This window comes from Paenibacillus sp. FSL H8-0261 (genome assembly GCF_045040645.1).
Classification (GTDB): Bacteria; Bacillota; Bacilli; order Paenibacillales; family Paenibacillaceae; genus Paenibacillus_AQ.
In genome coordinates, this window is record NZ_CP150297.1 from 4,469,514 (window position 1) to 4,482,014 (window position 12,501).

The 12,501-nt window shown below is 44.1% G+C and carries 9 protein-coding genes; 1 reads left to right on the forward strand and 8 read right to left on the reverse strand.

Features of this window, described 5'->3' with window-relative positions; all coding sequences use genetic code 11:
• Window positions 1–52 precede the first annotated feature (52 nt).
• The 6 genes from MHI27_RS19925 to MHI27_RS19950 form a co-directional block, all read right to left on the reverse strand.
• On the reverse strand, window positions 53–2,410 hold the full coding sequence (locus MHI27_RS19925) for a hypothetical protein (RefSeq protein WP_405174537.1): 2,358 nt from the start codon (window positions 2,408–2,410) through the stop codon (window positions 53–55).
• Between the two features lie 137 nt (window positions 2,411–2,547).
• The gene (locus tag MHI27_RS19930; protein ID WP_042189649.1) at window positions 2,548–4,179 is read right to left on the reverse strand and encodes an extracellular solute-binding protein; all 1,632 of its coding nucleotides are present in this window, start codon (window positions 4,177–4,179) and stop codon (window positions 2,548–2,550) included.
• Between the two features lie 56 nt (window positions 4,180–4,235).
• Entirely contained in the window at window positions 4,236–5,117 is an 882-nt protein-coding gene (locus tag MHI27_RS19935; RefSeq protein ID WP_076286512.1) for a carbohydrate ABC transporter permease, read from the reverse strand.
• Between the two features lie 43 nt (window positions 5,118–5,160).
• The gene (locus tag MHI27_RS19940) at window positions 5,161–6,114 is read right to left on the reverse strand and encodes a sugar ABC transporter permease (protein WP_076286513.1); all 954 of its coding nucleotides are present in this window, start codon (window positions 6,112–6,114) and stop codon (window positions 5,161–5,163) included.
• Between the two features lie 218 nt (window positions 6,115–6,332).
• The gene (locus MHI27_RS19945) at window positions 6,333–8,921 is read right to left on the reverse strand and encodes a metallophosphoesterase (protein WP_405176771.1); all 2,589 of its coding nucleotides are present in this window, start codon (window positions 8,919–8,921) and stop codon (window positions 6,333–6,335) included.
• Between the two features lie 88 nt (window positions 8,922–9,009).
• Window positions 9,010–9,882, reverse strand: coding sequence for a chitosanase (locus tag MHI27_RS19950; RefSeq protein ID WP_405176772.1), 873 nt, complete (start codon window positions 9,880–9,882; stop codon window positions 9,010–9,012).
• 271 nt (window positions 9,883–10,153) lie between these two features.
• On the opposite strand from MHI27_RS19950, the gene MHI27_RS19955 reads away from it, so the two are divergent.
• Complete coding sequence (locus tag MHI27_RS19955; RefSeq protein ID WP_042189655.1) at window positions 10,154–10,993, forward strand: AraC family transcriptional regulator; 840 nt, start codon at window positions 10,154–10,156, stop codon at window positions 10,991–10,993.
• A 21-nt stretch (window positions 10,994–11,014) separates the two neighbouring features.
• Here MHI27_RS19955 and MHI27_RS19960 read toward each other — a convergent pair whose 3' ends face one another.
• Window positions 11,015–11,665 (reverse strand): polysaccharide deacetylase family protein, encoded by a 651-nt coding sequence (locus MHI27_RS19960; RefSeq protein WP_405174538.1) that lies wholly within the window; start codon window positions 11,663–11,665, stop codon window positions 11,015–11,017.
• Window positions 11,666–11,743: 78 nt separating this feature from the next.
• Window positions 11,744–12,349: a YkoP family protein gene (locus MHI27_RS19965; RefSeq protein ID WP_179085852.1), complete on the reverse strand. Its 606-nt coding sequence runs from the start codon at window positions 12,347–12,349 to the stop codon at window positions 11,744–11,746.
• Window positions 12,350–12,501: the final 152 nt, after the last annotated feature.

Below are 12,501 nucleotides of genomic sequence, written 5' to 3' on the forward strand. Positions count from 1 at the left end.
ATCGACAAAAAAAGAACATTTTTTGAGCTTTACTGCCCTCTTGCATGGGAGATTACCCTAATTCAATTTCAATCCATTTGTTCTCCGGTGTAATCTCGCAGCGGATTCCCTGAGCAGCCTCAATACGACCCTGGTATACTGACAAATACTCTGTTTGAGATATGATTGTGATTCTCTTCTCAGTAGCAAGCCTGATTCTTCCCCTTATATCACCAACAAAAAAATAACTAAACTCGGGAGCCGTGCTCATAAAAACCAGGCAATTTTCATGAAACGTAACTTCACCATTCAAAGCAATCGGCTTACTCTTCTGGCTGTGAATGCCGCTCGATTTAAACCAGGTGTCCACTGCCCGCGGCCACACATACCTGGAGAGAGAATGGTCTGGCTTCAGCGGGTATCGGTGGACCAGCACCCCAGGTTCCGTGCTATAAGGAATATAATCCGGAATATAACAGGCATATACAGTGCCATCCTGTTGAATCTTGCTGAGATTGGTTAGATAAGCATTGTAGGAAGAGAGTAGCCTGTTCATATCCCCTGTGAGGAGTGAGTAATAGAAATCGGCTTCTCCCCGCCAGATCGTCCAGGCATGTCCTGCATTGATGCACGGGCCGTCCTGATCGCCTTCCCAGATGGTCTCCCACCATCTGAAGGATGAATGGTACATCCGGGCATCTGGCGTGTACATCTTCCAGGCATCATGAAGCCGTAGAATACTATTGGCAAATCGAATGTATTCATGCTTGAATTCAATGTGAAAGCAAACATACAGAACGGATAATGCCGTGCAGGAGATCGAGCCGTCCTCCATCTCCGCCTGTGAGTATTCCTGATCCCCCTCCGTAGGGAAATGAAATCCCCGTTGCAGCAGATAATCCGCAATTTTCACGGCTGCTGCTTGAAAGACAGCCTCTCTGGGATCTCTCCTCTCCCCAAGCACCTTCGCCATATCCACCACTGCAATTACCGGGGCGCATACGGTGGTATAATCGATTTCTCTTCCTTTCTCATAACACAGGATGGCCCCATTCTCGGCAATATGCTCATGGAGCAGGTTCAGCAAGGTATCAATCGCATACTCCAGATAGCTTGAATTGCCGAATGCTTGATAAGCAGATAGAAGAATGGACACCCCAAAAAACTGCTCTTGTATTCGGGTTGACTCGAAGATATGGTAAGGCCCATATTCCCGACCCTCAAACCTGTGCGGATAAGGTACGATGGAGCATCCTGGCGTAGGGGAGACTCCGGACAGATTCAATATTTTATGATCAATATGTTCTAAAACCCTGCCCGCCAATTGCGGGTTCACCCCAAACCGCTTGATATGTTCACACAGAGCCCAGCACCACACCCCTCCCTCAGCAAGATTCTCATCACAGTGATAGGGTTGTTCGATAGTACTGCTCGCCTTGCGGAACAGCTCGTTCCAGCCGCTGAAGCTGAATAATACACAGTCCAAGCTGTTCAGGGAATTTCCAAATGCTTCAACCCTGTAGAATCCCTCTTCACAAAGCCTAATTGAAACCTGATATCCGCCGCTATCTTCTACTACATGCTCTGTAATATCCGTGCTGTTACCTGATGGTAAATGAAGGATAATTTTGTTATACACTCCTTCAATAGTCACGGGAAGCTCTGTCCCCAATGTTCCCCCTGCAACCGGAAAATAGGGAACGGGGGTTCCCAAGGCGGAGCTCACAAGCGACATGGCCTCCCTGTACGTGTCGGGAAAGTCGATCCTAAGGGCTATCGTATGTTTTTGTTTCGTGCCTGAATCTGAAACAAAAACATCATCAAAGCTCTCAAACATCTTCAATCCGAGAATAAAATGTCCAAAATTATTGGGAGAATACTCCAGTCGCCACCCAGCCAGGGGTTGAGGTGAGGTAACCAGAACCCATCTGCCGTTAGGCCTTGTCATTAGATAATAGGAGGCTTTGCCGTCTGCTGAGGTATAGGGGGATGTCGGGATCACCTGATCCTCATATCCTGTGCCTAACTTCCCTAAAAAATTGAAATCAAGGTTCATGCCGAATTGGCTGATATTCGTGTCTGCAGCTTCAATGGAAAGGATAAAAAACTCGTCCATAAATTCGTATTTTAAGGTGGAGTTATATTCGAAATTGGTAAAAACGGCACAGGAACCTCTCAGATAAGAAAAAGAATGGGTGATGAGTTGGTCATCTATAACGATGTGTTTCTTGGACTCTGCGACATGGCTTATTTCTGTATGGTATGATTTCTTGTCTTTAAAGGTTGCGGCCAAGCTCCCGAATCGCCTGTTGCGGTCAACAAGGTTCACCCGGTTAGCATCTTTATTGTCATACAATTCCCTGATGCAGCCAGAACCTTTCTCGATGACAATGTCATACCCTTTTTTGCAGATTTTAATGGTTTCCTTCATTGTATCCCCCGAATAAACGTATAACGCGGATTTGTAGTGGATTTAAGAGTTTTCCTTGCGAAAAGAAGAAGGATGAGCCTGATTCTCGTCACACTCATCCACTTCTTTGATTAACATTATTTTATTGCTAAGCTGACTTATTTAAACTCCGCATACTTAGCGGTCCAAGCAGCCTCCAGTTTTGCCAAACCGGTGTCTTCCGCCTTCTTCACAAACTCATTATAGGTATCTAAAGCGGCACCCTCGTTCTTGGCCATAACCATTTTAGGGTAGTACGCTTTGGAGAGCTCATTGAGCTTATTTTGGATAATCCCTTCTTCAGAAGTGGACAATGGATGAATAAGTCCCAATGCGATATCCGCTTCTTTGTGCGGCTTGACAATGCTCTCCAAGTTCTTTCTGTAATCTGTCTTCTCGGAATCGGTAAGTGCAGCCATTCTGCCATGGATATAGTCATCCGAGAAAGCAAAGTAGGTGGATACCCCTGTTTCCTTCTGATATTTGCTTCCGTCGGTTTCGTATAAGGTCTGGAATTCCGGAGTCCGTCTTGGTACTTGCTTCCCATCGATCTCCTTCATCTCCCAATGAACGCCCTTTACCCCATAAGCATCAAGCTCTCTACCTGTTTGAGAAGTCATAAAAGAGATGAATTTAGCCAGCCGTTCAGGGTCAGCGACTTTCTTGGAGATCAGCGTAGCTGTCCAACCAGAGCCATCTTTGAAATACTTACCATCCGGGAAATACGGTAGAGGCTCCCAGCCCACTTCCGGATTATCCTGAGTTTTGATCGTTTCGTTAAAATCATTCACGATCCCGGAGAATACGATCGTATCCCCTTTTTGTTTCTTAGCTTCTTTAATATCCTGCGCATCTACGAATGATTCAGAGGACATTAATCCATTCGTGTACATTTTATTCATGAACTTTACGAATTCAGTGAATTTCGGATTACGCACACCCGATGTGAGCTTTCCATCCGCGTTTACATCATATACATGGATGCCGAATTGGGTAGCAGGGAACATATAACCTTGAAATTCACCTGCTTTAAAGAAGGTCAGATCTTTGTTGAAAGCCCCGAAATACCAGCCGGTAAGCTTAGGAAACTTTTCCTTTGCTGCTTTCACTGCATTAAAGAATCCGTCAGGCGTTGACATATCTGGTTTTCCGATTGCCTCATAAACATCACTTCTGATAGCGCTTACTCCATCACCTCCGCTAACCGTATTATAATCTGATTGTTGAAGGTCATATGGGGTAACGAGAAACGACGGGAAGAAATATTGCTTTCCATCCTTATAGTTGTAGTATTTAAAGACCTCTGGTTCACTCTGCTCCCTAATCTCAGGCGCATATTGATCAATAAAATCAGAAATCGGCAAAACCATGCCATTCTTGATCATTAAATCGATGGCGGGATCATCCTTGTTGGTTGTAATCAAATCAGGAATGTCACCGGAAGCAACCATCATATTTAGCTTGGTATTATCACCAGAAGTTGCTTTGCTTAATTCAATCTTTACATTGGCCTGCTTTTGAATTTCCTGACCGGAGGGCGAACTTGTCCAATCGACATTGAACCAGTCATAATTATAGAAATGCTTGATAACTAGAGGTTCCTGCGTCAATTCTTCCGAACCCGCAGTTGCTTCTGTACCCGTTGCTGGCTGACTTGAACTCTCCGCATCCTTATTCGATTGACACCCGCTAAAAACAACAGCCATCATTACTGCCATAAAGATTGACACAATCCTTTTCCCCTTACTCATCTTCTTTCCCCCTTTTTTTGTGTGTATATCAAGGCAAGTGACCTAGATATCGAGCATTATCCTTTTACAGAGCCCACCATCATGCCCTGGACAAAATATTTCTGCAGGAATGGATACGCGAGAGCTACCGGAACGACGGACACAACCATAGTTGCATACTTCATGGAATCAATAATGTTAATATTCTGCTTACCGGCTCCGAGATAATTTGCAGCAATCGCGGCTCCTTCCGATTGACTGATGATCTGATAAAGAACCAGTTGCAGGGTGGCCAGGTCTGGTGAATTGGTGTAGTAGGCTGCATCAAACCATGAATTCCATTGCTGTACTCCATAGAACAACGACACGGTGGCCAGAATCGGCGCAGACAACGGAAGGAATATTTTCCAGAAAACACGCCAATCATTTGCACCGTCTATCTTGGCTGATTCCTCTAACGCATCGGGAATGGAGGAAAAAAAGTTAATAAACAAAATGGCATTAAAAAATGAATACAGGGAAGGTATGATATACACCAAGAAGGTATCAATTAATCCAAGTGAGTTGAGCAGCAGATAGGTTGGAATGATTCCACCAAAAAAATACATGGTGATTACACCCGTCCGGATATAGAAGCTTCTAAGGGCCAAGTATTTTTTAGATAAGGGGTAAGACACGCAAGCAGTAAACAATACGCTTGCAATTGTACCCAAAATCGTTCTCGCCCCTGTAATTAGGAATGAATGAGCTAACTTGCTCTCTGTAAAAACAATCTTGAAATTCTCAAGTGTGAATTTTCTTGGAGATAAATAGATGAAGCCTTTTTCGGCGATGTCATTGGCATCATTCAAGGATATGATGAATGAGTAGTACAATGGATACAACGTTACCAGGGTGACAATCGACATAAGAATAAACAGAACTATGTTGATGACTTTGTCTTCTGTATTTCCCTTCATTTCCTTCGCTCCTGACGGTTCACTTTATACGGGAATTTGCTTGTTAATATAAACTGGTGTTTGTTAACTTACGGCTGACTGCATTTGCTCCACTGAACAGCACAAACGATAACAATGATAAGATTAACCCTGCAGCAATAGCATAAGAGAAGCGACCTTGGGAAAGCCCCATATTTACGATATAGGTTTCCAAAATCATGGAATTGTCATAATTGAGCGAATTCCCAAAGAGTAGAGATTGCTGCAGATTTGATCCGGAGAGTCCTCCGTAAATCATGCTTCCAATACTAAGGATAACTACCATCATAATTGTGGATTTAATGGACGGAATAGTGATGCTAATCATTCTTCTGATGCGACTTGCTCCATCCACCACAGCAGATTCATATTGTTCTACAGGAATCGCAGCAATGGCAGCGAGATATATAATCGCCCACCACCCGGTCTCTTTCCAGGTGTCAATAATTGCCATCCAGATCCAGAAGCCTCCGGGAGAATTCAGATGAGCTTGGGGCTCATTGGTGAAACCAAGCGACATCAGTACATGATTGACAATGCCATCGGTGTTGAGCCACATAATAAACAGTCCTGCAACAACTACCCACGAGATAAAGTGCGGAAGATAACTCGCCGTCTGAACGATTTTTTTCAGGGTCATATTCTTGATTTCGTTAAGCATTAAGGCAAACAAAATCGGCATGATGATGGCAAAAACCGTCTTCGTTAAACTTAACCCGAACATGTTTCTTACCGAATTCCAGAACAACTCATCGTGAAACAGTTCTTTAAAGTGCGCGAAGCCTACAAATGGACTCTTTAGAATTCCCAGAAAAGGATTATAATCAAAAAATGCTGCAAAAAGTCCGACCATAGGGATGTAGCAAAAAACAATTAGCCATATAAGACCAGGTAGCACCATAAGTTGAAGATATTTCTGTTGCCTTAGCGAATTTCCGATTCGTGAAAGCTTTATTTTTTTCCCTGCTTCATTTGACATTGTAGCTTCCTCTTCTTTTTCGTTTTGTAAAGCTCGGCCGGCCTACCAACCCTGTTACAAACCTTATTATAAAGGGGATTAAAATTCCGAAACACAGATAAAATATACATAAGGTGCAATATTTATAGGTCTTTGCCCTTGGAAGGAAAAAGACACTAGCGTGAGCTAGTGTCTTTTAACCAGGGTACATTCGGTTAGTAATTTTGTTTTTCGAGGATTCATTGCATTCCTACCTCTGCTGGAAGCGAATTATTTCTCGTCCCCACTGCTTTAATCACGAAATTGTAGGATTTAGCAGAATCTATGCCGTTTAATGTATAGCTGTAACTCGTCTGACCGCTTACCGCCGGCACATAAACGCTCCAATTCGTGCTGACTTTATCATTCTTCTCGTAAATCCGGTAACCTCGCACCGGCTCAGAGCTATTTGCTGGTGCTTTCCACGAAAGAACAGCACGGTTCCCTGACTGTCTTACTGCGCTTGGATTTTCGACAATGCCAGGTTTGACGTCAGTCCGCTTGATACTGTAAGCATCATAGACGGCAAGGGGTTTATCTTTAACTGCTGTGTAGGATGTAAATTTCAGCACATCGTTTGTAATGGAAACATCCACGAACATTTTCTTGTTGGGCTGATCGTTTTTTGCTGCAAAAAAAGTGTCAGCGTCTGGATTAATAGCATAGAATTTCGAAGCGGCTGAGTTGCCCATTAGATACACGGTCCCTTTGGGATTCAGCACATTTCCTTGCTCATCGGTAATGACATTCTTAATCGGAACGTTGTTCAGCATTTGAAAAGACCTCATATACATATGGTCATGTCCCTCAAACACCATATCCACACCCAGCTCATCAAATACAGGAATCAGATATTTCCGGTAAAATTCTACCCGGTCGCTTTCTGCCGAAGCATTATCCCCTGAAGAATACGCTCCCTTATGCATCGAGACGAATTTCCACTTCTTGTCGGTCTTTGCCACTTGATTCCGCATCCATTCCAATTGCTTCGTGAACTGAATATCCGCTTTATACGGCGTAACCTCCCCTTCGTACTGGGAATTGATCTGCATAAACAGGGCATCACCGTATTCGAAAGCATATACAGACCCGTCATGAGCACCCGTCCCGACATCTTTTGGAAGATTAAAATGGTTATAGAAGTTATTATTCGGATAATCCTCTATCTCATGGTTGCCGATAATCGGTGCAAATGGCACATTGGCAAATTCTTTTTTCGGCACACCCAAGAACCACTGCCACAGCTGCTCCAGATCACCGTCATCCGTTAGATCCCCTGTAAGAAGAACAAACTTGGGATCTACCGTTTTCTCAATAGCTCTCTTAAAAGTATCCTGCCACAGATCGAAATTCGATTTACTTGAGCCTTGGGTGTCGGTTACGTAGAGGAAATGGAAATCCTGATTATCCGCCTTGTCCGTGGTAAAAGAACCCGCCTCGCTCCAGCCGTCCGCATCACCGTTACCGGCCCGGTATATATACTTAGTTCCAGGATTGAGACCGCTTGTAATAACTTTGTGACTAGCGAACTTTTTATACTTTTTGGAGCTTCTGTCTCCTGATGTCATTAAGGTTTCAATAACTGTTGAGCTGCCCTCATAAGAGGTTGCCAGTTGTTCCGGGAACTCGCTTCCTCCCGCATTGGAGGCCTCCACCACTTGCACTACTGTACCTCTGACGGTTTCGGCTGTATACCAGTCAAAGGCGATACTTGTCTTTGGGTCCCCATTAAAAGTCATGTTCAGCAGTGTTGGTGTTTTGTTTCCGGTATCCGGAGACTTCGTCTTAAAGCTCCAGGTAATATCGTTCTCCGGTGTCCGGCCATCCGTAGTCCCCTTAACAAGCTCTTTTGGGATGGTCACTTTATAAGTTTTGCCGGCAATAAAATCAGGGTGGCTGACTTTAACCGAGTCTTGACCGAGGAGCGAAGCAGAGATGTTGTTAAGAGGAACATTGTTTTCTGTGATTACAACTTGATAACCACTGTCGAGACTGATGGCTTTATTAAACTTCACAGTGATCTCTGCATTAAGGGAAACATCTGCAGCCCCTGAAGCGGGAGTTTTGCTTACCTCAAGTGTGGGAGTGTCCCCAGGTTCGCCGCTGCTACGTGTTCCTTTAATTACTACATCTTTGATTCTACTTGAGCCTGAGCTGGACACTGTTCCCCCGCTCACGCTTTTCGTAGAGTTAACCACCCAGCGGATATAGAGTACATCTTGATTGTTAGTTCCCGCAGGCAATGCGAGGTTCGTTAATTTGCAGGAATTATTGGAACAATTAAAATTGTTCTGGGCAAGAACAAGGTTGCCGCCCGCAACATCTGTCCATTCCTGCTGATCTATACTGTATTGCACCTTAAAATCCCTAGGCCCTGTACTTGAAGAAGTTTGCTGTGAAGAGAGGAAGATACCTTCGAAGCCTTGGGTAGAAAGCGTGGCAAGCCAGTATTTAGTGCCCGTTCCTTCATGCCAGCCCTGGTTGCGTACGCTGTTCTCACTGGGCTCATAGGTGTATGCATCCGTATTTGTTCCTACATCACGAATGGATGAAGCCGTTTGATATACCCCGCCTGTAGCCGGAAATACCCCGTTCTCGCCTTTGTCTTTAAAAATCCACTGGGCAATCGTTTCCTGAGCTGCAGTAACTTCGCTTGCAAGATCTTCCTCATTTCCCTCCCTTCCTGCTGAAACAAAACCGGTCAACTCCATGGCAAGCAGCAAACCTACAACCATTAGACTGATTACCTTTGGAAATCTGTTTTTGAGATAAGATTGGTGGTTATCCATTCGACCATCTCCCTCTTCATTAATCTCACTTATCATCGAACCGCCGTCTCCAAGAAGAACGGCGGTTTTGTCTACTCTCGCATTCCTGTTATTGGAGTTCCCAGTCGGTGACTTGAAGGACTGCCGAATCTGCACCCTTCAGGTCTGTCTCTCCCATGTTGAGCAAATTGCTCCACTGCTTCACACGGTTCTTGCCGTTAGGCGGAGAGTTGTACTCATTAGTATCCACAATCTTGGTCCGTTCTTTATAAAATTTGGTCATGAAAGTCTTCTCATCTGTGCTGCTTCCTGATTTACCCAAAAGCCCTTGAAGAGTCTCGGAGCCGCCAGTAGCTCCATGGTTCAGCGCTGCATCCACGAAGGAACCAATAGTTAATGCCGAGTTAAAGCCGCGATTGCGGGCCTGCTCCACACTGTATTTAATGTAGATATTGTAGAACGTTTTCCACATAGCCTCTCTCCACTCGGGATCATTTTGCAAATTTCCGATTTTTCTGCAGAAGCTCTCTTCGCTTTCATTGATTTCGAGGATCTTCCCTTTCATCGAACCCTTGACACCGATCCGGGCCAATGCGCCTTTAACCGAAGGATTACTCGCGCCTTTGGCAGCATCATATGCCTTGAACAGATCCGGACCGTCGGGACCGGTATCATTTGAGCCGCCTGTAGTCGCACCGAATATTCCAATCGTATATCCGCGGTCATCATCAATATCTTCACAATATCCGTAAAAATTGATCCAGTTCAGATCGTCCTGCTCCGGTTTGTTGACAAGCATCATAATATTGTTCCACTGCTCACCATCCAGACCTGTGTTGTCGCGCAAGAATTGAAGTGTTGCCGGTGAGAAATTAGAATCAGGGTTCCCTGCCGCATAACTTTTCTGTTGAGATGCACTGGACAGATAGCCATAAGAAAAAATCATTGAAAAACTGAGCAGGATCATCAATGAAAATCTCATCTTCTTGGAAACCTTACTATTCGTTGAATTAAGCACCGCAATCTCTCCTTTGATTAAATAGTTTAAGCGCTTTAACTTTGAGTGGCAGCGAACCTTATCCCCAACCTAGCTGAGCATGACAGCCCTCCTTTTTCCAACACTTGGTAATTCAAATTAAGCTTATCTCAAAAAGTTTGTCCAAACAGCACGTATTTTCTTGTAATTATTAATTTTTATACATATATTGCTATAACCCCTAGATTAAGTCTACAATCCTCTTAGGAGGTGCTGAATGAAACCGGTATTTTATGAGTCTACTCTTTTTGAGATCAGCCGCAAGAAACAGGTATACACCAGCATGCCTTCAAGACACTATCATGATGCATATGAGATTCTGTATTTAATATCCGGGGATTTTTATTATTTTATAGGGGACAGAACCTACCAGGTTGCGGGCGGTACGTTGCTATTTATGGATATTCACGAAATGCACAAACTGGTTAATTCCGGCTGCAATATGTATGAACGGGTTACACTGCTGTTTAAAAAAGAATTCCTGCAGCATTTTTGTACCGGTGGTCAAAGTGAGGAACTGCTCGAATTGTTCAAAAGTGATTACCGCGCTTTGAAGATGACCGGTATAGATCAGTATTTCATCGAACAGCTTTTTCAGAAGATGATTCAGGAGGGAAAGAAGCAAGCCCGCGGATATGAACAGTACCAACAACTATTATTGGTGGAGTTGCTCCTCTATCTTAATCGTAAACTATTCGACAGCCGTGTTGCTCCAATGGTGGAATCCAATCGTACACACAAGAAAGTCCTGGACATCGTTAATTATGTAAATCAACATTATATGGAACCGCTTAAGCTCTGTGAGATTTCACAGAAATTCGACATAAGCTCTTCCTACCTATGCCGAACTTTTAAAGAAGCCACCGGGTTCAGCTTCATTGAATATATCAATAACATCCGCATTAAAGAAGCGCGTGATTTGCTGGTCGGCTCTTCTTTTAATGTTACTGAAATTGCGGGAATGGTTGGGTTTGATAACACCTCCCATTTTGGACGAACCTTCAAATTATTGATGGGCATCTCGCCGCTCTGCTTCCGCAAACAATTTAAGTCTTAACAGCAAAAACACTGGAATACGTCAAGACATTTCGTCAAGACGAACAAATTGCAGGTTTCTTGCCTGTAGTTGGTTTAGCACTTCCTCTAAAGCTTGCAACATAAAATAAGGAGCATGCCGGTCCGCGCCCACAGTCTCACCGCTGTCGTGAAGTAAGACAACGGAGCCATCGGTGATTCCACCTAACAGAGTGGCCTGCATCCGGGTTTGACAGACCCGGGTGTTCCAGTCGCCTGCCTTCAGCGACCATAGAACAATTCGATACTGTTTGTATCGAAAGAAATCAAATAGATTGATTAATCCCCAGGGTGGACGGTAATGATTGGGTCGGGTTCCGACTATAGACTCTATAATATCAGCAGAGCGGTCCAGATGTTCTCGCCTAATCGTACGGGGCAGCATCAGCCAGTTAGAGGTATGACAATAATTATGGATGCCAATCTGATGGCCTTCCCGATCCATTCTTCTGATCAGGTCTGGATACTGCTCCGCTCTCGATCCTAGCACGAAAAAAGTAGCCTTCACTTGATGCAACTTCAATAAATCCAGCAATATCGGCGTATATTTCGGATGTGGCCCATCGTCAAAAGTGAATGCCACCTGTTTTTTTACCGTTCCTTTGCGAAAGAAACCAAAGCCGCTCACTCGCGTAATCAAACTCGGAATAAACATGTAAAGAGTGGCGGTACATAGTATCCCTCCTATTAAATATGTAAGAATAATTACACCTCCATATAACAAGCTTAAGACTTATCCAGAGTAGTTCTGTCCGGGTGAGAACCTATTCTTCAGTGAGGCCCGTGAATGAATCAGTAACATCGGGACCAGTTGTTCGGTTCGCCGACTGATTCTGTGTCTCCCTTCCGGATGCATAGCAGACAGCAGCAATCGAAGATAAATGGTGGTGATGCGTTCAAAAACACCGGACTTTATATTTTGTTGTTCAAAACCAAGACCGTGTGTTAATCCCCGATGGAGCAGTGTAATCCCCAATAAAGCCTTGACCTGCCTGAACTCGGACTGCGATTCGAAGGCTTCATTGATTTGCTGCATTGATTTACGCAGCATGCGAGCCGTTTGGAGTGCAGCACGATCCGATCCTTCGGACTGGATCAACTTCAGGATGCTTCCATTATCGAGGTGGAGCTCTCCCACCCACTCCCCCTGGTTGATGACCGTGGCGTCCTGGCATACAATTGGCTGTCCTCGGTGTTTTTTTAGCATCACGGTACATATACCAAAACTCGACTTATGCGATCCGCGAAAATGTGAAAGCAACGCAAAAGCTTTTTCCCACATCATCCAGACGGATTGCACTGTGGTTTTACGTATTTTGAAACCCAACTCATCCACCATCCTTAATACAGTTATAGTCTCTCATTTCATACATTGTACATAACAGAACTTTCTTTTTTCTTATCGGATTCTTACAAAAAGCTTAAGCACTGTTCGACTGTAACAAGGAACATAATGAACCAAATTAAATCTTTTTAACGTCCACTTCTATT